General features: G+C 32.1%; 21 protein-coding genes. 2 read left to right on the forward strand and 19 right to left on the reverse strand.

Annotation, left to right across the window (positions count from 1 at the left end; all coding sequences use genetic code 11):
• The first annotated feature begins 332 nt into the window (after positions 1–332).
• Positions 333–512 carry a hypothetical protein gene (locus MHI40_RS13980; RefSeq protein WP_340763134.1) on the forward strand — a complete coding sequence of 60 codons (180 nt, stop codon included), beginning with the start codon at positions 333–335 and terminating at the stop codon, positions 510–512.
• 673 nt (positions 513–1,185) lie between these two features.
• A complete protein-coding gene (locus MHI40_RS13985; protein WP_340763135.1) occupies positions 1,186–2,694 on the forward strand; it encodes a DUF1846 domain-containing protein in 1,509 nt (502 codons plus the stop codon).
• A 780-nt stretch (positions 2,695–3,474) separates the two neighbouring features.
• Here the strand turns inward: MHI40_RS13985 and MHI40_RS13990 are convergent.
• From MHI40_RS13990 to MHI40_RS14085, 19 genes are all read right to left on the reverse strand, one after another.
• Positions 3,475–4,302 (reverse strand): hypothetical protein, encoded by an 828-nt coding sequence (locus tag MHI40_RS13990; protein ID WP_340763136.1) that lies wholly within the window; start codon positions 4,300–4,302, stop codon positions 3,475–3,477.
• 56 nt (positions 4,303–4,358) lie between these two features.
• Positions 4,359–5,273 (reverse strand): hypothetical protein, encoded by a 915-nt coding sequence (locus MHI40_RS13995; protein WP_340763137.1) that lies wholly within the window; start codon positions 5,271–5,273, stop codon positions 4,359–4,361.
• Between the two features lie 16 nt (positions 5,274–5,289).
• Entirely contained in the window at positions 5,290–6,552 is a 1,263-nt protein-coding gene (locus MHI40_RS14000; RefSeq protein WP_340763139.1) for an FRG domain-containing protein, read from the reverse strand.
• Between the two features lie 522 nt (positions 6,553–7,074).
• Positions 7,075–7,323 carry an NUMOD4 domain-containing protein gene (locus tag MHI40_RS14005; protein WP_340763140.1) on the reverse strand — a complete coding sequence of 83 codons (249 nt, stop codon included), beginning with the start codon at positions 7,321–7,323 and terminating at the stop codon, positions 7,075–7,077.
• A gap of 86 nt (positions 7,324–7,409) precedes the next feature.
• Positions 7,410–8,012 (reverse strand): hypothetical protein, encoded by a 603-nt coding sequence (locus MHI40_RS14010; RefSeq protein ID WP_340763142.1) that lies wholly within the window; start codon positions 8,010–8,012, stop codon positions 7,410–7,412.
• A complete protein-coding gene (locus MHI40_RS14015) occupies positions 8,000–11,254 on the reverse strand; it encodes a RecQ family ATP-dependent DNA helicase (protein ID WP_340763143.1) in 3,255 nt (1,084 codons plus the stop codon). Before MHI40_RS14015 ends, MHI40_RS14010 begins: the two co-directional genes overlap by 13 nt.
• A gap of 748 nt (positions 11,255–12,002) precedes the next feature.
• A complete protein-coding gene (locus MHI40_RS14025) occupies positions 12,003–13,118 on the reverse strand; it encodes an SEC-C metal-binding domain-containing protein (RefSeq protein WP_445678341.1) in 1,116 nt (371 codons plus the stop codon).
• Positions 13,119–13,155: 37 nt separating this feature from the next.
• A complete protein-coding gene (locus MHI40_RS14030; RefSeq protein ID WP_340763145.1) occupies positions 13,156–13,476 on the reverse strand; it encodes a hypothetical protein in 321 nt (106 codons plus the stop codon).
• On the reverse strand, positions 13,469–13,927 hold the full coding sequence (locus tag MHI40_RS14035) for a hypothetical protein (protein ID WP_340763146.1): 459 nt from the start codon (positions 13,925–13,927) through the stop codon (positions 13,469–13,471). The genes MHI40_RS14030 and MHI40_RS14035 overlap by 8 nt, the downstream gene beginning before the upstream one ends.
• Positions 13,928–13,931: 4 nt before the next feature.
• Positions 13,932–15,725, reverse strand: coding sequence for a dynamin family protein (locus tag MHI40_RS14040; protein WP_340763147.1), 1,794 nt, complete (start codon positions 15,723–15,725; stop codon positions 13,932–13,934).
• Position 15,726: 1 nt separating this feature from the next.
• Positions 15,727–17,478: a dynamin family protein gene (locus MHI40_RS14045; RefSeq protein WP_340763148.1), complete on the reverse strand. Its 1,752-nt coding sequence runs from the start codon at positions 17,476–17,478 to the stop codon at positions 15,727–15,729.
• Positions 17,478–18,545, reverse strand: coding sequence for a hypothetical protein (locus tag MHI40_RS14050; RefSeq protein ID WP_340763149.1), 1,068 nt, complete (start codon positions 18,543–18,545; stop codon positions 17,478–17,480). Before MHI40_RS14050 ends, MHI40_RS14045 begins: the two co-directional genes overlap by 1 nt.
• A complete protein-coding gene (locus MHI40_RS14055) occupies positions 18,542–21,079 on the reverse strand; it encodes a dynamin family protein (protein ID WP_340763150.1) in 2,538 nt (845 codons plus the stop codon). Before MHI40_RS14055 ends, MHI40_RS14050 begins: the two co-directional genes overlap by 4 nt.
• A 397-nt stretch (positions 21,080–21,476) precedes the next feature.
• Positions 21,477–22,859: a reverse transcriptase domain-containing protein gene (locus tag MHI40_RS14060; protein ID WP_340763151.1), complete on the reverse strand. Its 1,383-nt coding sequence runs from the start codon at positions 22,857–22,859 to the stop codon at positions 21,477–21,479.
• Positions 22,860–23,631: 772 nt separating this feature from the next.
• Positions 23,632–24,228 (reverse strand): hypothetical protein, encoded by a 597-nt coding sequence (locus tag MHI40_RS14065; protein WP_340763152.1) that lies wholly within the window; start codon positions 24,226–24,228, stop codon positions 23,632–23,634.
• An 11-nt stretch (positions 24,229–24,239) separates the two neighbouring features.
• Positions 24,240–24,575, reverse strand: coding sequence for a hypothetical protein (locus MHI40_RS14070; RefSeq protein ID WP_340763153.1), 336 nt, complete (start codon positions 24,573–24,575; stop codon positions 24,240–24,242).
• Positions 24,576–24,579: 4 nt separating this feature from the next.
• A complete protein-coding gene (locus MHI40_RS14075; RefSeq protein WP_340763154.1) occupies positions 24,580–24,996 on the reverse strand; it encodes a phage holin family protein in 417 nt (138 codons plus the stop codon).
• 71 nt (positions 24,997–25,067) lie between these two features.
• A complete protein-coding gene (locus MHI40_RS14080) occupies positions 25,068–25,325 on the reverse strand; it encodes a hypothetical protein (protein WP_340763156.1) in 258 nt (85 codons plus the stop codon).
• Between the two features lie 114 nt (positions 25,326–25,439).
• Positions 25,440–25,868 (reverse strand): hypothetical protein, encoded by a 429-nt coding sequence (locus tag MHI40_RS14085; RefSeq protein WP_340763158.1) that lies wholly within the window; start codon positions 25,866–25,868, stop codon positions 25,440–25,442.
• Positions 25,869–25,904 lie beyond the last annotated feature (36 nt).

Below are 25,904 nucleotides of genomic sequence, written 5' to 3' on the forward strand. Positions count from 1 at the left end.
CGTGTTTATTCAGATAATAGAATAAAAAATTCAATAAGTCTTCTTTGTATTATTATATCAAGTCATTAGAACTACTCAACATTTTAGGTACTCAAGCTTTTTGAACATATAGTGTTTTTAGCTGTATTCCAATAAAATTCAATGCAAAAAAATCTGTTTCTAATGGATTTTGACTTAATCGATTTCCTACGAAACCGCAAGTATGGAGATATTGAGATTTGAATACGATCCAGAAAAAAATATATTCGAATTTAGTAAACAATTATCATATAATCCCATAAAGCGATTGCATTATTTCGAGATGACTTTCTGACACGGAAGGGGATATGAATATGATGGATATTATTATTGATATGCTTGAAGAGGAAAATAAGAAATGTAGTGAATCACTCGAGAGGCACATCGAAAGTAAGGATAAAGTTGATTTTAATCAGTACCTCAAACATCATCATAGAGCAGGAGTTCTCATCGAACTAGCGGAACGGTGTTTGGAATCTTTAGAGAATCAATAGATAAAGTGTGTCTAATAAGATGCTGACTGAAGTTCCTATCTTCATAAATTGAACTAATAGTATTTCTTATTTCCTCGTTAGATAACTTTTGTAATCTAACTTGCCAACTTTGCTTACCTATTTATTTTCATATGGGCAGTAGCTATGCTAGTGCAAGACTTTCAAGGGACACATAAGAATTGGTTAACCGTATTATAGCTTTTGTAAAGTACGTGGTCTATTACAAACAAGCTACATTTGGCATTTGTTTAAAAACTACTTCCATTCCATAACTTATCGGTGTCCAATTTTATTACTGGCAATACTTTTTCTACTTTCTAACTATGTTTCTTCATTCTTTAGATGGTAACCAATTCGCAAAGGCTAATCGCCATTCAGGAGTGTTAAAGAATTGATTAAATGTTTGAGTTTCGGAATGCTAAACTATAAAAGGTTAAGCGGGACAACTCCTCATGCCCAAACTCCGTTACTTTGGTTGAATAGATTCATGATAAGGTCAATGTACCTTTAGAATAACCCAATCACTGAAACGGTTGGACCAGTTTTCCTTTGTCTATTTTTTAAAAAGCTTTATAATGATAAAAGATGTATTTTAGTTAGTATTCTCTCTTAAGGATTTTGTATTAGTAGGTTTAAGGGAAAGCTTAAGGTATAGAAGGCGGGCGGAAATTAAATGAAAAAAGTTGGATTTGATTCGGAGAAATATTTGCAAGAACAATCTGCCTACATCTTAGAACGGGTGCAGCAGTATGATAAACTTTACTTGGAATTTGGCGGAAAATTGATAGGTGACAAACATGCCAAGCGTGTCTTGCCTGGATTTGATGAAGATGCGAAGATCAAATTATTGAATACACTGAAAGAAAATGCGGAAATCATCATCTGTGTGTACGCTGGAGACATCGAGCGGAACAAAGTCCGTGAAGATTACGGTATCACTTATGACCAAGATGTCTTGCGCTTAATCGATGAATATCGGGCATATGGCATTTCTGTCAACAGTGTGTTGCTCACTCGTTATCAAGGACAGCCAACTGCCAAAGTATTTATGAGTAAGCTTGAGAGAAGCGGAATTAGCGTCTACACCCACAGTGAAATCAAAGGTTATCCCACAAATGTGGACGCGGTCATTGGCGAGGAGGGATTTGCGATGAATCCCTATATTAAAACGACAAAGCCAATCGTGGTAGTAACGGCACCTGGACCGGCCAGCGGTAAGCTTGCAACCTGCCTTAACCAAATGTATCACGAGAATAAACTGGGAAATAAAGTCGGCTATGCCAAGTTTGAAACTTTTCCCGTTTGGAACTTGCCGTTAAAGCACCCGGTAAACATCGCTTATGAAGCGGCTACCGTCGATTTGAAAGACGTGAATATGATTGACAATTATCACTATGAAGCATACGGGACAGTAGCGATTAATTACAATCGTGATATGGAGACGTTTCCTGTCATCAAACGGATTATTGAAAGGATTACTGGAAAAGAGTCTGTTTACCTCTCACCAACCGATATGGGTGTTAATCGTCTGAAATCGGGTATCACCGACGATATGGTCGTGCAGGAAGCTGCCAGGCAGGAAATCATTCGGCGAAGTTTCAGCGTAGAGAACGACTATAAAAAAGGGCTTGCCGATGAAGATAGTGTACGCCATATGCAAGTGATTTTGGAAGGGACTGACTTAAAGAAAGAGGATCGGGTACCTGTATTGCCGGCCCGTAATTATGCGAAAGCAATCCAAGAGAAAATTGACAGCACGAATCTGCAAGCCGTAATTGCGATAGAACTACCAAATGGCGCGATGATTACCGGTCGAACGACAACTTTGATGGATGCTTCGGCAGCCGCGATTCTGAATGGGTTGAAGAAATTGGCCAATATTGCCGATGAAATTGATTTGTTGTCACCGATGATTTTGCAGACGATTCAACGGTTAAAAACCGATGATTTGAACAGTCGAGTCCCGACACTAAGCGCCAATGAAGTGCTGATTGCACTGGCAATCAGTGCGGTCACCAACCCTACTTCTGAGCTGGCTTATAAGCAGCTGCCAAATTTAAAAGACACACAAGCTCATTCTACGGTTATAATGAATAGAGAAAATGAACAGACCTTTAAAAAGCTTGGAATCGACATTACCAACGATCCGGTATATCCGACTGAAAACCTGTATTACAATTAGGTTTTGGTAAATGCCTGCCTTTTTCTTGTTATATGGAAGGCTAGGCAAATGTTTTTTTGTTTATAGAGTTAACTAAAAAGGTGTAGTCTTCTCCATATGAGAAGACTACACCTTTTTGGATTAATGGATTAAAAATGTCAAAACCCTATCATATCAAGGGTTTTGACATCTATTGTAATCCAATGATTTCTAAAAATGGAGACGGCGGGTGTTACTGATCTAATAACTTAAAAGCTTATTAGATCAACGTTCACAAGGCTTTTTTGGCCTTCGAAAATTGCTCTTACAAAGGAATTAATAAGGTGTATTAAAATTGCTTACGGAGACAAGAAATTATATTGTAATGGGCTTGTACAACTAAATTGTTTCTTTTTAATAAGAAAGGAAATTATTCTTGTATATGATATAGTTAATTACATTTACATTCATTCACTAACTATGCAAGTAAATATTATTTTACAAAATGAACTTTGAAAGACGTTCTTTTATTGCTTTTGTTATTCTAATAAATCTATTAGAAATCTTATCGTTATCAGATTTTGTAAATCGACATATTATTAGGAAAGGTTGGGGTTCATACATAAGAATAATAAAATAAATAATATAACTCTCAAAAATATACACACCTTTTCCTTTTGAATAAGTTACCTAACTTATGTATAACCCCACATCGTAATCACATTGTTTAATATAATACTGGATCTCCCTGATAAAGCAGTCACCATTCAATAATAGTGGCTTGTATAATTATTTCATCAGAATATAGGACAAACTCGTCAATCACTCTACAAGTAAATAATCACAAAGATATTGAACATAATTAGATTCTAAAACACTTTGAAAATCTACATGAGAAAAAATTTTTTCTGCCCTGTTAGTATTAATATCAAACCCTAGTCTTCTTAGGATCCTTGAATCAACTATTTTTATTTTGTTCTCTTCAAACCCTAATATGACTTGTATTTTTTTATAACCTTTCTTAACTATCTCTTCATATGTACCAAACTCAAATGAATTAGTTAAAGTACATTTTGCAATACATGCAAGTTTAGTATTTCCCTTCCCATCAGTTATAAAAGAAGTACCATATATATCATCATAGTTTTTTGAACCTATTACTGATATTAGCATATAACTTAAACTTCTAGCTGGGGTGTCAGTAAGAATAATTTCACAATTTTCCAATGATTGAATTTGGCTACGATATTTCTCGAGTTGATCTCCATTACAAATACCTCTTGTTTCTATAATCAAATCCATAGGTTCTAAAAAAAAATCTGGAACAATATGTTCTCCACGGCGTTCACTTAACAAAACAGAAAAAGGTTGTACATAGATATCTTCACTATCAATATTGTAGTTTCCCTGTGTAATAGCATCATAGAAATAGACTTCACTTGGATACCCATAATTATTAGGGGTGTACAAATCAAATCCTATAGTTAGATTTTTACCCCCAAATGTATAATCATAATTACAATCATAATATGAATAATCATTTGGACATGAATGCCCACTGCCACTCCAACCAAAAGTAATTTCCTGTGAGCAAGTTTTACATATAGTCTTATAATTATAATCAATTTCCTTGTATTCTCGTACTTGCAATTAAACAAACCCCTTACTTTTGAATAATTTTGATTGTATTAGAAATAGTACCTAAACTAATAATAACCTACCCAGTTAGGCTGATATTTTTTAGTTGCTTTTTCTACAGCATTAATCCAATCTCCTATTTCTTGGATTTGTCCCTCCAACTCCTTTATTGACATATTCGTTGAATCTGCTTTTTTCCACAATATTTCTAAGGCATACTTTACACCGTCGTATGGATAATGGATTGAATCATGTGCTAATATACTATGAAAACCATCCTTTTTGGAACCATCTAATGATCCATCTGCAGAACAATTAACATCATATGATAAATGCTTAAAATTCCATCCAGTCATTGTTCTTTTTACAGAGTATATATCATCATGACCCCATCGCGAAGAATAAATTCTCATTTTCATTGGAGAATTCAAATTATAATCTCCCTCTATACTATCCCATGCTATTTCTCCATTCTCAAAAATAACTCTATACAAATCTTCAATAGGATGAAAGTGATTATAATATCCTTCTGTATTTTCTTCAGGAATAATGTCTAAATTCATAATTGTTTGTTCTGGATACAAAGGTATATGTATCCAATGTAACATTGCAGCTGTTACTTTTGTTTTTTTAATTATTTCATGAGCTTTTTCAGTAGGTTTAAAGTTCATATATATATCTTTTATTTCTAGATAATTATTCTTCAATTCTTCCTCTAATTCTTGTTGTCTGGATGAATAATGATCATAGTTAGTAGAATATAAATTAAACTCAGATACAATCTCTCGTTTTATTGAGTATTTCCCATCTTTAAAGTCAAATATATCATTTATATTTTCTTCAATATCTGATTTTTTAAAAAATAGTTTTTTATTTATGCTTTCCTTATTAAAATGCTGTTCTAATATATTACTACCTTTAGATAATGAAACTTTATATAATTTTAATTTTAAATTTCTTAATCTGGCTTCTTTATATTCCACACTAAATCCTCCATTTTTAATTAGAATACTTTTCTCTAATATATTTTGTCATTCCTTCTATATCCGGATATACAGTACTACTATTTATTCCAACTTTATCAAGCTCATTGATAATAACTCTCTTATATATAGAAGGAATAATTATTTTTATATGTTGATCTTGCTTCTGTATATCGTTCATAACATGATCAAAAGGCTTGATATTTCTAAATCTATTTAAAGCCTCTTTTAAGCCATCCAAATCTATTTGATGCTCTGTTTCTATTGAGTTATAACCTTCAACTTTTTGACATATATGTTCAATATCAGATTCATCGAGAGGAATAGTGATTATATCCACAAATTTGTCTATATTTTGCACAGGAACGTTGCTATTATTTCTTTTAAGATAATCCTTTAACATATACTTAAAAAAAATGTTAGCCTCATGATCACTAGCTTCAAAACAAATAGAGAAATACCCGTTTTGTCGTTTTATTCGCTCATTGGTAAATCTAGTTTTAAAAAATTTATATTTTTTGTCAGACTCATATATTTTGGATAAAATAGGGAATAACCCTTCAATTATATCTGATTTATTACCATACCTAAATTCCAAAAAAGATTTAATATCTTCATATGATTCGGTATCAACATCTAATATCTCTGGACAATTAACGACAAACACTATTCCATCCTTACTTAGCTCTGTACTACCACTTACACAAGCAAAATAAATTGCATTAAAAATATTACCAGTCCAATCAACTAATCTAGTGGGAATTCCATAATGCTGCATATCACAACCTAATTGAATAAAATTCTCAGAATTAAACTGATTATGATTTAAATGCCTAATCTCTGAATATAATAATGCTTCTTTATTTCGATCATATCCATTTCTAAACAGACTACTTTCAATACCCCATTCTTTATTAGCCTGTCCTCTAAAGAGAATATCATTTTTATGGGATACTATAATATTTGATACCTCTAGAGCTTCTTTTAAGCTTCTAATATTAAGTTCGATATTTTTGAAATCACCTTCACTAATTTCTCTTAATTCATTATCAATTTCTAAAATATAATTCTCATAATTATATAGCACATCTGATATCTCATAAATTATTGAAACTACTCTACATGATTTATATTCTCCAAATCCTTCCAAATATCCTAAGAAGCATTTATTGTTATTATTGGTAACTAATACGTAAAATGGAGGTTCCTCAACTAAATCAACATCCACTATGATGTTATTAAATAAAGCTATATCACCATCGCTAAAGTCATTTTTCATTATGTATTTAATCAATGTTTTTTATTCCTTCCATATTTATACAGTTATATTTTAATATCATTCAAAATGTACACTAAGCTATCATTTGCTTTTACATTTAAATCTCTTAAATTATTTTTCGAAAACATCAAATGCTAGAACGTCTGTTAGTTGGATACATTCTACATTTTCCCCTTCACCTTTATCATCACTTTCTTCTGAAGGGAGGTTAAGGAGTAGACAAACTCATTTCAGTATTTAAGAATCTCAAATACCTCATTTAAACTCCTTAAAATTTTGTTCCCTGTGTCAGAAACAAACATGAAAATCATAACATTCACGTTTGTTTGAATTAACGTGAATGTTTCTAACACAGGGTAGCTGTTTAATTAGCTGTTTTATTCATAAGCTATAACAAAACGCAATCTATAATATACTAGCAAATCTGAAGCAACTCATATTGCAACCATCTATTATACAAATTGCATTAAAAGATGGCTATCTAATGTTTTATCGAGAATGCTCTCAACTCTAATGTCAACATTAGTAAATTCTTTTTTTAGCGCCTTTAAATTTATTTTCCGTCAAATCTTCAAAAGCCTTTCTCCACAAATCGAATACTCTATGATTTGTTCCTTTACCATTCTTTGATAATTTTACAATATGAAAACCGTATTCATTTTCACATCTAACCATAAAACGTTTGTGTCTTATTGAATATATGCGACCACTTTCCGTAATTTCATATAATCCTTCATAGCCTTCGATAGTCTTACTAAGTTCACCCTCCAATTAAAATACCTCCAATTAACTTACCGTAAAATTGAAGAAAAAAATACATATCTCTACTCTGCTCCGTAATTCGAAACCTACGGAACTCATACAATTCTTATTAATATAATCGCAATTAGAAGAATTGCAGTAGTTAAAATGGAAATTTTCTCTATACGTTTAGCTGACTGTTTCTGATTTTCAGCTGATTGTTTAACTGTTTCTTTCAGTTCCACATTTTTCTGTTCTAGTTGATTGATTTGTCGCTGTAACTCAATTATTGAATTGTTTACAGTTGATACCGTAGAAGACATCGATACTACTTGTTGTTCAAGCAAATTAGTTTTTGATTGAAGATTCCGAACGTCTTTTCCAACTATAGATGTCTCTTGCTTAATCACACTAATATTTTCTTTTAAGTAATGCTCTGTCTCAGAAAAAGAACTTACCACCGTAGAATTTAGTTCTTTAAATCGATTTTCATTTTTCTTTAATTGCGATTCAAACTCCTTCGTTTTATCAGCAAAATGCAATTGAATGGCTTCAAGTGTTTCAGTTGTCTGCTTAACACTTTCTAACTGCTTCTCCACCAATAAATGTTGAGCCTCAATTTCCTGTAAATATGTTGATGCTTTTTTGACATGTTTAATTTCGTTGCCTAGCTCACCAATATACGTTTCTAATGATTCAATTTTCTCTAATTGTCCCACGGATATTCACCACCAATTCTAACTTCTTTAATACTGGAACTTAAATGTTTTACAAGTTGACCATAAGAAAAATCATCTTCTAATGATTGATAAACAAACTTTTTATCTTCTACCGAATTGAATCCGTTGTTTATTAAAACTTCACTCAAAATAACTTTTTCTTCCTGTATTAAAAATTCATTTGCTACATCTACAATGGATAACAATATTTCTTTTCGAAGGCCTTCTTCTAATGTTGTGATATGTTTAATAGATTGAATTAAACGCTGTTTAGATTCTCGATTTAAAGAACCTCTACTAACTAAAGTAGTAATACCTTCTATTAAATTTAAAGCTGGATCATTTTTATAACTCTCTAGAAATCGACTTAATGTAATCGATAAATCTTTTATCTCACTTTCATTTTTGGGTACTGTCTTGTCGTTTGTTTCCACATAATATATTTTCCACCAATTATTTAAATTATGAGGGTTGGCAACTGTTTTTTCTAATAAATACACATCGTCATTGCGTTTAAAATAAGTTTCTAATTTATGTTGAAAGTCATCTGAACTCTCAAACTCAAATACGTAATTAAACATATTTTTAAGTGATTGTTTACGAGAGTATAAAACATTATCGTTATACCATTTAAGTAAAATATAAGCATATTTATATAGGGGTGAAACAGAGTGGCTTTCATAAACCTTTAAATAATCTACCAACTCTGCATTATTATATATAGCTGTTTCAGTAAAGGTAGAATCATATTTTTGAATATGTTTAAAAACACTAGCCTTAATATTCTCTTCATCATAATCAATTAGAGTCACAATAATTGCATTCGTCTTCCATTCGATTACCCAATCGTCTACAAGTCCAAGTAGTGCCAGTCTGTATATTATTTTTTCATTATCTCCCTGTTTTGGGATATTCACTACTCCGTTTTCTCTGAGATACTCAAAATAGAAATCACAGACTATCAATGTTTCTTCTTCAACATCCTTCAATCCTTGTTTCATTAAATACATGATACTATTTAAATCGCCCTTTAAAACCCTTGTTGTTTTTTCTATTTCATCTAACTTCGTAGTTAAACCAAATAAAATATTTCTTTGATACTCCGTTAACTGATCTTTTGTAAATAAAATATAACAATCAGAATCAGAACGATCCCTACCCGCTCTACCTGCCTCTTGATAATATGATTCTAGAGAAGAAGGAATACCGTAATGAATTACCGTACGTACATCGGGCTTATCGATTCCCATACCGAATGCCTTTGTAGCAACTAATACATCTAATTCATTATTCATAAATGCACTTTGAACATTTTCTTTATATTTTGCAAAGTTTTGCGTGTCAAAGTCCTTTGGCTTACTTCCGCTATAAAAAGCCGTTTTTAAGCCCAATTGATTTCTCAGCTGGTTACTTAGCTTAAAACATCCGTTAGGTCCACCTGCTGTTTGAGTAAATACAAGTAGAGGATAAGGTTTTTTATTTTCTTGTACTATCTTAGCTAACTTATCTTGTTTCTCAAACTTGGTAGCCTCAACAACATGAAAATTTAATTCTTTTCGTGTAAAGTCTGAGATAGTTTTTACATTTTGGCTAGAAATATCTAACTCATTACGAATATCTTGTAATACTTTTGATGAAGCTGTAGCGGTTAATGCTAAAAAGGTTGCGGTAGGCGCATATCTTCGTATAGTTCGAGCTAACGCTAAATAAGATGTCCGAAAATCATGTCCCCACTCGGATAGGCAATGGGCTTCATCAATCACAGCATATGCAAATTGCTTGTTTGCTTGAATCATCTGGATTCGATTGCGAAATTCTTGTTGTTGAAACCTTTCAGGCGAAATAACTAAAAACAAAAATTTTCCCTCTGTAAAACCGTTTAAATTATTTGATGCAATTTGAGGTGGCAAATCTCCGTTAATATAATCGATACAATCGACAAAGTGTTTATTCTTTAAATTTTCGACTTGATCAACCATTAACGATTTTATTGGTGCAACGACAAAGCTAATCGCTGGCTGTAAAAAAGTGCAGATTTGATACGTTAAGGATTTACCTCCCCCAGTTGGTAATAATCCTACTGTGTCATTTCGATTTAATGTATTAATAATAATATCAGTTTGTCCTGCATTAAATGTGCTAAATCCATAAAGCACATCTAATATATATTGAAGCGACGGCAAATGTTGCTCTTCTTTTATTGCATAATTCACGATGTAACCTGTATTCATTACACGGAAATTATTTTCTTCAAAATAATCATCCCTTATATAAATGATAGAAGGATCATTTAATGTGTCATCCCAATACTTCCCAACTAAATTATCAATACAAATGTATTCTTTTCTCATCGAAGAATGCACATGTATTTTAGGGATTGAAATAGACTCATTAAACAGTTCCCCAATAACTTCAAACCATTTATTTAAATCCTCCAAAGCTAGTTGAAGTGATTGAGCCTGCTGCTGAGTACTTACTGCAAAATCCCACTGTTTATCGCTAAATAGCAGATGCTCACCTTTAACTAATTCTATGACCAACATTTGAAAGCGGTAAATTTCCGTTAATTGATAGTGCAATTGATATAAAGATGGATTTTCTAAATACTTTTCGTACAATTTAATTTTCGATTCGTGTTTATAATAGTTTTCTCGAAGCTTTAAGATAAGATTTCTATAATCTTTATTTTTAATTTGCGTAGTTGAAACCCGAATCACATTGATTCCATATTTACTTAAAAACTTGTCCCTTTCCTGATCTAGCTTTTGTTGTTGTCTATCTTCATGATGTATACCATCCACTTCTATAACGAGTTTTAGTAAAGGACTATAGAAATCTACTTCCTGCTTTTCAAAGTTACTATCAGGAATAATATGATTGATTGGACATTCTGCAATAAATAAATCTGCTAAAAAGCTTTTTTGTTTATATATTTGACGTAAATCTTCATAAAGCGTTAAAGCAGGATACGACTGATTCGTATCATCTCCCCGAATGGAACGACTCCAATCTGTTGGCAAAGATTGAATAAACCGAACATCATCCATTTCATGTAAATAAGATCGTTTTAAATGAAGTTTCTTACGTAAAAATGGTGTAGCAATCGTTGGATTTCCTCGTACAATAAAGTTTTGAATTATAGAAAGAATAGGATTATCCGAAGTCTTAGAAGTCTTATATGATACATTTTTAATAACAAAATGGTTATTCACCTTCGCGTAACCGGAATTATAATGAAACATCAGAAACATCCTTTAAAATATTTGTTGTAAAATAATGAAAATGAATTGTGTACACTTGTTACTTACTCACTACTTCACTTAATTTCTCTCAAAAACGAAAAAACTAAATTATTGTGAACATTAGCATATAAGTAAATTATACCATGATAAATATACTAAAAAGAATATTTTCCCAATAATATAATAGCTTCCTAAACTTTTAAGCTAGGAAGCTCACAATAAATATCATCGTCAAAATAGATATAGAAATTAATGTAATTTCTTATCATGGCTAAAGGAATGCTCGTACTTTTTCAAGCGTACGTGAATAAGATCCATTGTACAATTTACCTGTGTTAAAAACCGATATGATCATATTTCTCGTAATAAAGGAATTCTGTTAGTATCTGTAGCCAAAGTGAATTAATGGCCATTTCTAAATGATTGCCCCCTGCGACACCTCCATTGTCAAAGTAGCTACCCTAATATCAAAATCTATTTATAGTTAAAAATCTTTAAAATACAGTGGAATATCAATTACACTTGTTTTTTTAGACATTAAAAACCTCCTAATCATATAATTAGAAGGTAGTTTCGATTCAAATTTAGTAGAGTCATTAAAATTTATTAATTAGCTTTTTAGTATACCAAACAAAAAATTCCCTAAAATCATCTCATCATATTAAAAATTCCATTTAATATCTATTTTGCATTTTCCATTACTAACTACACTGATTATAAATATTTTAACTAATTAAATATTCTAGAATTATTCTTCTTCGTAGTAAATCTTAGCCCATGAAATAAATTGAAATGCTTGCTTTTCAATTGCTAGTGATTTAATCATTTCAAATTCTGCAGATGTAATTTTCTCACCATGAGCAATTTTATTACGAATTGGATGAATAGATTTTAGTTGGCTTGCAAAATCTTCGATATTTTCAGATAGATAAGGCAAAGAATTTTCTCTTAAATAAGTACAAATATCTGCCCACATCATTTTCTTAGGTTTATCCCACTTTTCATTTAATCCAATTAATATTCTTAACTCCTGCTCAAATATTCCTGTATAATGGATTGCTTGTCCGATATATGAAATTTTATCACTAGTCTTTTGAGTAAAAGTTGATTCACGTAATAAAGCTGTTGCTAATGATTTTTTTGATTCTTCTTCAAGACCGTGTAATGAGTGTGCATATTTCTCATACTCATGATAAAGTTCATCAAGAGGGTTAAAGTCAACAAAAATATGTTGAATAGGTTTATCTACCAATTCTATATCCCAATTGATCAACTTATCCCCTGTATCTGTATATAGATCCACTTTCTTAACGTAACACCCATCTGGAATACCTTCTTTAATTATCTCATAACCAAACTTATTTATTGCTCGCATTGCACCATAATCTGCTGTTTCCATATCATTTAAAAGCATATATTCACCAAGGTTTGACTCCGCTATCATTTCAATCACTTTACGTTCTGCAGCAGATAGACTTGGTTTTTTTTGAGATATTCTACGATAATTACGCAATTCCATAAAAATTTGCTCTTTAGATGTACCTTTTACTTCAAACGATTCTCGAACCACTTTAATAAAGTGTTCTTCCATGTTATCTGTAGTAGCTAATTTCAGCAAATCCTTTGAGATAAATTCAATATGCGAATCATATTTATTGGTTCTATTTAGGTAGATATTTAATTGTTCAAGTTGTCCCAAAGCCAACTCTCTAATTCCTCCTATTAAATCATGAGAATTGCGGGCTACTCTAGATTCATCAAACTTCACACCCTCAATTTCACTACTATCTTTTTTCATGCAACATTTCTTATATTTCTTTCCCGATTCACAATAACATGGCTCATTTCGACCTATCATTCCCATGTACTCTTTTCCCTCTTTCTTCACGAACTTAATCTTATTACCTTTTTTGTCTTACAAGCATCATTTTTTGCTTTGCTAATACAGCTCTTGTTCTTTCTAGACCATCTACATAGCTCTGCAAATCAATTGTCACTTCTGGACATAGTTCATGTAGCTTCATTTTTTTAAGTTTGAAAACTAGTAATTCTTTATCAATTTCTTTAATCGAGCGAATGAGTTCGTTGACTTCTTCGCGCACACCATTCACTTTAGAAAATCGTAATTCAGACTGTTTACCCGCGATTACTTTTTTCGCCTGATGAATTTCATTTTGTTCAATTAAAGCAAGAACAATATGAACAATTTCAAACTTATTCATTTTCAGCAATTGTCTCTTTAATTATTCTTTCAAACGTCTCCGCAGCAATTTTTTTAGACTCTACATCTACGTCTTTAGCCATTAAAATCGTTGCCAACTTTCCTAATAGATCACTTACAATCTCACCTTTTGAAACAATTGTCTTACGGTTTTCTTTTAAAGTGGCCACTTCACGTTTTGTTTCTGCTTTAAAACGGCGAATTTCCGCATCCATTTCGCTTACTTTCGCTTTACTAATTTCACGGACAGAAATAATATCAACGATTTTGCTACCGACCTTCACTAAATCCGTAACCGTCTCGACTTTCTTCATATTTAATTCATGGTTATTATTAATTTGCAGTTTTTCTAATTCATTATCTTGTTTTGGTGACGTTGCTACATTACCACCAATTATTTCACCTGTATAAACAACTTCTTCTAATTCTAAGCCTCTACGACGATTGCTCATGCTATTAACCCCTTGTCATTTCATTTAATAGGTTTTGAAGATCATCAATTTCTTTTTGCCAAGCATCCATTTCTTTGATTTCGAGTGTATTATCTAATTGATTAAATGTTGAAATCAACTCATCAAAACACTCATTCACCATTTCAATATTTGTTTGACGTAATTCTACCATATCTAATTGGACATCTTTTAAAGTATCTTGTTGCCAAGTATTAAGCGCTTTTTGTACATCTTTTATTAAGCGACTTTGCCAACGATTTGCCTCAATTACATAGAAAATGCCTTCTAGTGCAATAGTCACCGCAATCGTTAAATTACGAGTAGAGGTAGCACCAATTTTCTTTAAAAATTTCGCTAATTGGTTATATTGATCACGTGTAAATTTTTTACCAACTAAACCACCAGCTTTTTTCATGACCTTTTTTCCTAAGTTTGCAACACCAGCTCCCGCACCACCTCGGCCACCAAATTTCGATAAGAAGGATTTTAAGATTGTATCCGTCGTTCTTGTCGCAATTTTTTTCGAAAAACCTTGAAGGATTGGCTCAAACTCATTTGATATTATTTCAATATTTTTTGTAAAATCAATAAACGCTTGGTTAATTAATTCATTTAATTTGTCATTTAAAATGGTTATTTCCTGATCTATATAATCCGTAATTTTTCTACGTTCTAGCTTTTCGTAACGTGGCATTAAATGAGCGCTTGTATAACCAATACATTCCTCAGCAGAAGTCCACTTATTCGCATTTTTTATTTCACTAGAAATGGATTGGTGCATATGATTATTGGCAGTTTCAAAAAGACGTGGTAATTTTACTTCAATTGTATTAAATGTTTTTTGAATTAACTCATACGCTTCCTTTTGTTTATCCTTTAATTCCTCAATTTCTTGTTGCACTTGCTGAATCGATTCATCGGATAATCGAACCCCTACAACTTTCTTTTGCCATTCTAACTGAATATCTTGGAGTAACTGAATTTGATAGTTTAACAGTACGTCATTTATAAGTTGTTGACGCTCTGGTGATTGAATTTCTTTCCGAACCGCATCCCATAAACCTGGCGCATGTGGTAGCTTTACTTCATTTCCTGAGATTGATTGTACAAGGAAATGTTGGATATCCTCATGCAACAAATCTTTCGCATAGGTAACGATTTCCTTTATGCGGGCGTTATCACTTGTAATTCCCTCTGGTACACGATTAATGACTAAAAAGAACGTCAAATCATCTTGCAAATAATTAGAAATATATTGCAGGAATTCGGCATCCGCCTCTCCAATCCCTACCCGATAATTCACGACATAAATAATGACATCACTGTTCGGAACAAATTGTGTCAATACTTCCTCATGTTTATCATGTATGGAGCCATACCCAGGAGTATCGAATAATCGCATACCTTGAAGTTGACGTGGCATCATTGGTACATGTAAGCGAAGACGCAGTACATCCTCGCTTGGCGTTAAACATTGTTCATGAAATTGAGCATCTGTTAATTTGCGTAATTTCGCATTGTTTACTAGAGCATAAGGGGTAATTTTTTCATCAATGTCATATTCATATAATTCAACAATCGTTCCCGTTGTCGGTCTGGCAGAAGTATAAATCACTTCTTGTCCTAATAAACCATTAATTAGTGATGATTTTCCCGAACTTGTTTCTCCTAGCATTGTGACAAAGCTTTCAGGATAATCTACACGTTCTTGTAAGAGCTTAAACATTGTTGAAAAGGATTCATTTTGAAGCTTATCCACAAATGGCTGAATCCTGCTCATATTTTCTAGTAAATTCATGTCATCCCTCCAACGAGTGTACAAATGCTAAATCATCTTCTAACGCTTTCTTTTTCGCTTTGTACTCATCAATTTCAATAAAGCGCATTTCACGCACTTCTTCATATACTTTTTCAAGCATCTCTGCTTGCTGCTCTGTAATTAGCTCAATCGTTTCTTCAATATGTAAAACGAAGTCACGTAAATTATCTTTTAAAGAATTTTCTAGTTTTCTAGCAAAATCTTGAATTTTTGGTTCTAATTCACTCATCGTTGAACGTTGGCGATTTTCTTGCACAAATTTCTTCGATTTACTACCAATGATACTCCCTATAATACCAATGGCTGCACCAGCTATCCAGCCTACTGGATTAGAAGCCAGTAATATCGTTCCAATCCCTATACCAAGTGAAATAGCTGTAGGAATTGTTTTTTCTATTTTAAGTTTTTGGTTTTTATTAAACTCTTCATAATTAACAAACCGTCCATCTGGCTGTTGAATTAGAATAGAATCGTAATAGCTTTGAACTTCCAACTTTAAATTCGTCATTTTCTCAAGATATTGCTCCATACAATCATCAGAAATATCTTTTTGACTATCTTGAAAGGCCATTGCTAATCGATCGCCATCTACAACATTCGATTTAACAACACGATGCATCGTTGCACGTAAATCTTCTTTATGTTTTTGTATTTCTGATTCTATCCAAGACACTAATTGACGTTCTTCTTTACGGAACATTCGTTTTAATTCACGTAACACTTTATCATTCTCTTCCAACTTTTCCTGCATAACGCTTTCCTGCTCACGTAAAAATTCATAATGCTCTTCTGGACCTTTTTCATACAGTTTGATTTGCTGTTGAATTGCTTCTTTTACATCCATTATAGCCTGTCGTTCTAAATTGTTTTTTTCATCATTAATCATCGAGCGCCAATTACTTGTCACTTCCGAAATAAACCTTTGAAACGCAGGAATACCTGAAGCATCGATTTGCTGTTGATTTTTAGTAAACTTACCCGTTAAAGCGCCGTAAACATTAATAATACGAATATCCAAAGAATCATTCATTTTATAGGATTTTTGAATTTCATTTAATATATAGTCATTATGCTCTTTCCCGTCTTCTACTTCAGTATCCGCCTCGTCATTCCACTGATTTTGAACAAACCAAGCTTTTGATAACTTTGGCCAAACCATTTTTAAAAAGTTAGCTTCATTTTTTAAGATTGGTGGAACACTACGAATCATAAAAATCGCAGCTGATAATTTTTCTATGTATTCCATTGTCGTCTTCACATTGCTTGGTGTTAAGCTCCCAACACCAGGTAAGTCTACAAAGACAATCCCATTTTGAAGCAGCTCATGCTTTTTGTAAACTTGAATGATTTTTACATGCTTTTCATTACCTGGATTGTAGCTATTATGTACGTATTGCTCAATCTCTTTATAATTTCCAACAGTAATTGGGCTTTTATCCTCGAAGTGAACAACTATTTTTTCATCACCATAGCGAATTTCCACTGGTACACAAGTGGTTTCATCAGCATCAACTGGTAAAATATAATCATCCATTAACAACGCGTTTAAAAAGCTACTTTTTCCTGTACCTTGAATCCCTAAAACCGGAATATAAAATTCATCATGTTGTTGATTTGATATTTTGTGTTTCAAATTTTCGAAATACGTCAAGTTGGTAATTGGATCTTTATCAGGTAGTACTGCATTTAAAATTGAAACAAATTTTTCATTTGTTAATACCTTTGTAGACATCAATAATCCTCCCTTTTGGTAAACCACTTTTTATAAAATGGTAAACGCTGATAAGCTAAATCTTTTTCTAATTCTGTCAATTTCGCAAATAAAACTTGTGTATTGATTGCTTCTAGTACTGTCAATTCCATTTGATTCATACGATTTTGAATAGCCAGGAAGGAATCTTTTTGATCAATCGATTTTAAAAGGAGTTTTGTCTTACTTTCAAGGATTTCATGTTGCTTTGTCATTGAATCTTCTAACATTTTTGATTGTGTCTTTTCAAAAGTCGCCAGTGATTGAGCTAGTACTTCATTTGAATGAATTTGCGTTAATTCTAATTTTTCCATCGTTGCTGATAATTGCGTTGTTAATTTATGAGAAAAACTAGACACTTCTTGACTGAGACTCGTCATTATGGCATTTGATTGCGTTGAAAGGTTTTGTTGCTGTTCCTCAAACATGTGTTGCTGTTGCATTTTTTGCTCATTTAATTGAGCTAACAGCTGGGTAAAATATTCTTCCTTTTGGGATATCTGTACCGTGACGTTTTCTAGTAATTGTAGTTGTTCTTTTACTTGAGTTAAAATCCAATTTAAATCGGTCATATATTCATCTTTGATGACAGAAAGTTTTGTTGCAAATTCATCTATCAATTGTGAATTTTTATTTTTAAAATTGTCCAACCCTACTTGAAAAAGTTTTGTGTTTTGCTGTTCCATTCCATTAAATAAATTGGAAAGTTCTTTTTGAATCGTTTCAAGTTGTCCATTTTGGAGAGATTGTAACGCTTGCATTTGGACATTATATTGCTTTTCTAGCTTCGTCACACTGCGTAAAGTATCTTCCACGTCACGTGACACTCTAGAAATTGGCTTTATAGATGAAGAAATTTCATCCCTCATATTTTCCATTTCTGCTTGGACTATTTCATTAATTTGCTGAATTTGGCTCGCTTGATCATTGATAGATTTTTCTATACTAGATGAAAAGCTTCTTTGAATACTTTTTATTATGCTTTCTTCTAATTCCGACATTATATCTTTCGTCGATTCATCTATTTCAATCATTACGGATTTTGTCATTTGATATTAACTCCTTTTCTCTTTGACACAGCATTTACATATTGTTTGTAAGCAAACGCAATATGCGATGAACTTAATAAATAAGGCATTTTCTTTTCAATCAAATTCGTCAGTTTCGTCACGTTATGTACTTTCGTATCAGAATGATCTAATTCTAAATGGATTAAAGAAAATAGCGGACTTTGGTCATTGATTAATCGAAGACCATTCTTAAATATTGGTATACTCTGTACTTCATCAAACATTTCTGCAGCTTCCTCATAGGCACCACTTTCAATAAATTCAACAAAGGATTGCATTACTAAATTGCAAGGCACTTGTTTTTTCTTTAAGCCTTCAACAACCTTACTCTTCATAATTTGCGACTTCGCTTGTCCAACTTGCACAATATTAACTAATAAATAGGCATTGAGATTCGATTGCTCTATCCAGTCCATCAATTTCTTTTGATTTATTGTCAGGGCATTTTCGTAAATAATACAATATTCTTGTAACATCAAAACACCATGTTTCTTTAATTCTAATAAGTTCTGATTACTTATCGTCAATGAAGGATAGCGTTGTATAAACTGAATTAAATTATGCTCATCCCAGCTAAGTATTAATGTTTTATCATAATTTTGTATTTCTTTATTAGCTGCTTGCACATGATTAAAGGATGTATGATAAATATTATTGACAAATAATTTACTCATTTTATAAAGCGAATATGTGGTTGGCTCAATGACCATTTCCACCATTTTACCGGAGTGCATAATTGGTTTATTATGTTTGATCTTTTTTGCAAACTGTTGAATTTTCACTTCATTCGCTTTTAAGTCACTTTCCAATTGCGCAATAAATTGTCGAATTGTATCGAGAACCGATGCTATGCTCTTCAGATTTTTACGTGCTTGCTTTTTTTCAAGTATGGCAACCTTTTTATCCTCTAACAGTAGTTGTAAGCTGTAGATGGCTTCCTTTAACTGGTTCGCCCACTCATCCACTTTTTGAGCTAATGCATCTTGCATTACATAACTGACGCTCTTTAAATTTTGACAAATCTCCTGTTTATCAAGAATATCGATATCATCATAAACCGTTTCATAACCCCAGTCTTTTTTAAAAAGTCCACCAATTAACCGTTTTGCCCCACCCATTACCCCGTCTGATTTAACTCGTTTTGATATTTGTTTCGTTTTGGAACGAATTTCAAAATATCGAGTATTACGTCGAGTGCTTTTTTGCGATACCATATCGCGCATTAATTCATTTATATCTGCACCACTAGATTGAATTAATTTCGTAATTTCCTGATGCTTCGATTTTATATCCTCAATAAAATCATTTTCAATTATGCTCATTTGCTTTTTAATTGTTGATATAGCAAGATCAGCACCGATAAAATCGTTTTCATCTAAGGAATTAATATTTTGAATTTGAACTTCAACTTGACTATTTAACTTAGAAAATTGATGCTTTAAATGACTTTTTTGGCTTATGAGTATGCCATTAGCTTGCTCCATCGTTTGCAAGTCCTTATCAATTTGTTCTTTTAAATTCTTAATCTCACGCTCAAAAGTAACTTGATTTCCTGATAGTTTTTCTTCTTCCAGTAAAATCGTTTGCATTTGGTGAACTAATGCACGACCCCTTGTTTTAAATAATTGAGGTCCAATTTTTTCACAATACGACTCAATCATATGCATTAAGTGATGCAACTGGGATTGCTCTAATTTTTTTGCATTGTTTTCATTTCTTGCGTCAACAGCACGTTTAGCAGACAATTGTACAATTTGAACTATTTCATGTAACGATTTGTCTACATTGTCTAAAATGCGTTTTGTTCGTTCAATATGCTCCTGGGCTATTTGTTCGCGCGTTTTTTCAATTACCCCATTAACACCGATTTTTGGTTCAATGGAATCGAGCATATTTTGAACAATTATCATTGGCTTAAATTGATTTTGAATTTGCTCTAATATTCGGTGAGTTGTTGCATCTGAATTGGATTTCAACGTCACGACATATAAGCAAAGATCAATTGTAGGTAATAATGTAGATAATGTAATTTCCTCATGGCGCTCTAGTCCATAAGCATCTAAACCTGGACTGTCAATAATTTGAATATTTTTTGGCAGAAGAAAATTCTTTGATTCTACATGAATTTCTTTTACCCTATATTTATTTTCCGCATTATTATATTCATCGCCATATTTTTCTAGGGCTGCTTTAATATTATTTTCATTGATATCTTCTGTTTTACCATTTTCAAAAAGAATCTTTGCTTTAGTTCGCTCTCCCTTAGAGCAAATAATAATCGATCCTGAACTTGGACGAACAGCAGTTGGTAAAATTTTGTCCCCTAAAAGTGCATTTAGCAAAGTAGATTTCCCACTACTCGTTACCCCAATCAAACCAATCCGGATTGTCTCATCCTCCCACCGGTCCGATTTATGCTTTAATTCCATAATATGAGGGAGAAAATATTTCGATAGCTCTTCCTTTTCACTAAAAAGTGCTTCTAATTTATTGATGTATTGTTTTTCATTCATGTATTTCCCCTACTATTCCAAGTATTATAATTTAGCTCTTTTGTCCATCCTTTTACTGTTTCTGAAATCACACCAATATGCTCTTTGATTTCAAACTTAATGCCTGCCATTTTATATCACCTGGACACTGAATAAACAGCTTGTAATTCTGTTGCTTTTTGAAAGTAAAACCTTTTTTAATTGCAACAAAGTGTTTTTCACCACTTTGAATTTTAGGTAATTCTGTAGGACGTAGAAGTCGTACTACATTTTGTTTAGCTATAAAGTATAATTCATCTTATTTGTTTTCTTCTACAGCTAATGCCCAGTCAGGGTTGTATACTATTATCATTTTCTTAAAAATAAAATAATATCTCTCCCGCCGCCTATAAGTTGAAATGTTATAAAAAGATTCTTTTTATAACATTCTCTTCTGTACTCTACCCCAATGCCTTTTAACTTGCCTTCGAATCATACTTTTTACTGGTAATTGATTCATTTTTCGATGAGCTTTGTATGCATAAGAGATGAAATTACCATAGTCTTTATATTGATACCCTAAATGCGTATATAAGTCATAAAGCTCCTTTTTAGGACCTGGACGACCAGTAGCAAATGAAATACGTTTGCTTGTATTCGCCTTCCTATATGCCCTTGAATAATATTTAAATAGGCTCTTTTCACGGATTTTTATTAACTTGCCATTCGTTACAAAGCCCAAATAATCTAATGTTGCTGGCTGCAGTTGCTCATTTAAAATATCACCATTTTGATATAGCCGAATTTCTGTTTTTTCTTTTTGAATATCCAGACCATCCTCTTTATATTTCTCCATGATATCTAATAACTCATCTCGTATTGAATGGACTGTATCTGTGGCCTGATTTGAAATCGGAATAACTAAAATTAGATCATCACAATATCTTCTATATAGGGATTTCTCATGTTTTTGTTTTGCCCACTGCATCATTTCTTTATCGAAGTCTATTAAATGAACATTTGAGCATACTGCGCTCATTCCAGACCCCTGTGGTATTCCAAAATTATTTTGATTTACATGCAGATGTTCCTTTTTAAATTCTCTAAACTCAATCGGCTCCATTATTTTAGATAATTTTATTTTCTTTAGCTTCTTCTCACCGTGCTTAATCTTTAAAAAATGATTAATATCAGTCTTATTGACATATGTAAATTTCGTTAAGCTTCTAAATACCTTGTACCAATCATCTGATAAGCTATCCACATTCAATACACGCTTTATATTGTTTTTTAATGTTTTATGTGAAATATTATCAAAGAATCTAGTGAAATCCATTGAAATAATTACAGCATGTTCTTGCTTAAATAAATGTTCAAATACTTCATGCGCAAAGTTCACACTATTCTTACCTTCTTTATTATTTCTATAAGCTACTGCTATTTCATCGATATTATTGTCTTCAGCAAATGTGTTATAAGAGTTGTTCAATAAATCACCGTAATATTTATAGATATAGCTATCTTTATGTGCTGAGTAGAAAATTTTTCTTACTTTCTTTTTCTTCTCTTTCCTTTTGCTCTTCTTCACATGATCGTATAATTCTGGGATTGTTACGTACTTTTTAAAAATTATTTCAAAGTGAATGGACGGTAAAAAAGCATATGAAGCTACCCACTCACTATCTTGGAGTTTAGACTTCATATGCTCTATTTTAATATGTTCATCGAAATGTAAATAATTCTTTTGTTTATACTTTGACCAGTTGATATTAGAAGAGCTAGGAAGGTTATGTAATCGTCGTGGTCCCTTACTCCGTTTCATAACAGAACAACCTCCTAGCCTAATGTTGTGTCATTTATTCATAAGAATAAATGCTCTGCTGACCACTATATTTCACTTTGTTAAAAGCGAAAATCTTTAAAACACTCAATTATAATTACATTAGGGAGGTAATTACAACTGTGATAAGTTTGATTGATTTGCCAGACCTGCAACTTCTATTACTGTTTCTAGAAATCATATCGTTGCTTTGTGAGTTTCTTAACGTTAAGAAACTTGCAAAGCTTGAAACCTATCTCTCCCATAACCATTTTTATGAGACTATTAAATTATACTATCTATACTATACTTAGTCAATTTCACCTATTATTCTTCAGCTTAATATTACTTTGTATATCTTTGCACTCCGAGTATTCATTCATTATTACATGATTCCTAATCTATTGTACGTCTTTATCAACGTCCATGTGTACGGACCCCTTTTGCCAAATATAAACGAGAACACTATCCCTTCTCTTTATCATCCACCACAAGCATAATCTGTAAGGATTCAGTCCAATTCAGGACAACTCAAAGGCATAAAAAAAGCGCCATAAACGTTGATAAATCAACATTTATGGCACTCAGTGAAATTCAGTACATTTCACAATATGGAGACGGCGGGATTTGAACCCGCGTCCAGAAAAAATGAGATGTTTATAATCCCAATGGTATCAGTACTTCGTTCAATAGGCGATTACTACATATGTAGTACGTAGTTCAATCAACCTTCTTATCACCAATTATAGAGAAAGATTTCCATTTGTCAAACTAATTAATAAGGTGCTGATGTGCCTGTTTCCAAAAAGAGAACACCTAAAATTCCATCATTGGATTTTTCGTGTAGAGCAACTTTCATATTTCTACCACGAATGTCATAGATGTTATTTATTTTAAACTGCTCACGATTTATTGCATTATCCTGTACATCTATAAAAAATGTTACTTGCATCATATTGATTGCAAACGCTTGGTCTAACTTCCTATCCCATTCTTTCATTACTCCATACAAATTATATGGCTCTCCATATACATCTTTATAAATCGGTCTACCGAAATCATCCTTCTTACCTGTATCAATTCTTTCTATTAAATCCCTTACAGTGAAATAGTAATTACAACTTGTCATAGTAGCACGATACTTATTATGTCTTTTAGTTTTAACTTCCTCAGTAACTAAATAAGTATGCTTTCTGTATTCAACTAAATCACCACGTTTAAATGGTTGTAAAGATGATAAGTGACGATTTTCTTCCAGTCCTAGATATGCAGTAGTTATTACTGCTTGTTGAGGAACTCCATTTATTAATACCGTTTCACTAATATGATTCAAACTATCATTGAGCAACTTAGGATTAGTTAAATAATTCATCTGCTCTCACCTCACAAATACAACATGAAAATATCGGAATTAGAAGTTTGATCCGTTTTCATTTGTCGTATAGTTTTATATAGTTGGTCAATACGTTGAGTTAGGTTTTCATGGAATTGTGAAACGCTCATATCATCCATTTTAATGTTCTTCATTAACTCAGGATTGTTTGCTACTGATTCCAGTACAGATAATGCAGTTTGATAAATGGCTTTCTTCTTATCTAATGAAGTTGCAATATATTCATCATGTGCCTTTAATCCATTCTCCTGTAAGTAGATGATTAATTCCTGTTGGTCTAACTCAATCCCCTTTGTTTCCATTTGTAACCGTTGAATGTTATTCATACGCTCATTCCTCTCTGTTTGTCGGTATTTCCTCTTTAGATAGTTGTTCTAAATACTTACTTATCCCTTTTGGTAAAGGAACACCTATATGACCTAAGTTTTCAGTAATACTTAACCCTTCCATTCCTATATAGAAGAAAACAGCCATTGTTCTAAAAACAGGTACACCTGATGCAGTTAATAAATCCAATAAGTTAGCAATGATAATAACTAACATGATTGACGTTTTCTTTAAGAATCCCCTATAGGACACTTTAGAATTTAACTTTTTCTGTGTCGCTGCTTTTATTAAACCTGTGATTATATCAATAGCCATGAATACAACTAATATTGTTAGTGATATGTGCCACCCTCCTATAAGAAATGAAAAGAAAGTTCCAAAGATGGTGAAACCAAATAATAATTTCTCTATGATAAACACCTCCTATGATGTTAAATTTGGACAACAAAAAAAGCACACTCGATTGAGGTGCTTTTACGCTTTGATAATATCTAATTTCCCCATCTGTTTCCTGTTTTTACAGTTCCAACGGTGTTTGAAGTGTTTTCTCTAATTAAAATTTTAGCAATCTTATCCGTTCTTATTAAAGTTCGATGCTCTTTCTCACGAATAATATTTTTAACTGTAATAATATCCTCTTGAAGTTCTTCGATTACACTGTCTTCCACCATATCAAATGTACCGTAATTTAAAATCTCTTCTCCTAATACAGTGTCTTTATCACTATAATAACTAATTTTAAATTCCATACTAACTCACCTCCCCTTTATCTACTTCATTCGACAAGTAGGAAGGTAATTCCTTTTATGGATATAAAAAACACCCTCGAATTAATGAGAGTGTCTAAAGTTCGATTCAAATATTTAATTTAATATTTTGTATAGAGATATAATATTATCACCATATGCTTGATACCAATCATCATTACTATCATTAGTATTATTTAAAACAAAGTTAGTTTCATCTTCCAATCTAATTGTCAATTCAGTAGTGTTAGAAGTGTATCTATTAAGAGAGATACCTTTACTCAATGCTTTTGTTTTATGATGATTAACATTTATTGGAAAAGTATGTTCATTTTTATCAATAGTAAATTTAACGTTTATTATTGCGTCTTTATAGAAATAATAAAATTCTGTTTCATTGGTATTAAAGAAATTCTTAGCATAAAAACCGATACAATCTGTAATTCCATGCAATTCTTTAACTTTTTCATGTGCATTTACAAATACAAAAGAAATATATCTAGAATTATTATTCTCTAAAAACTTCTCAAAAGTGCTTAAATCCATATTACTCACCTCCCTTATATCTACTTAATTCGACAT

This window comes from Psychrobacillus sp. FSL H8-0510 (genome assembly GCF_038008345.1).
In the GTDB taxonomy this organism is placed as follows: domain Bacteria; phylum Bacillota; class Bacilli; order Bacillales_A; family Planococcaceae; genus Psychrobacillus; species Psychrobacillus psychrotolerans.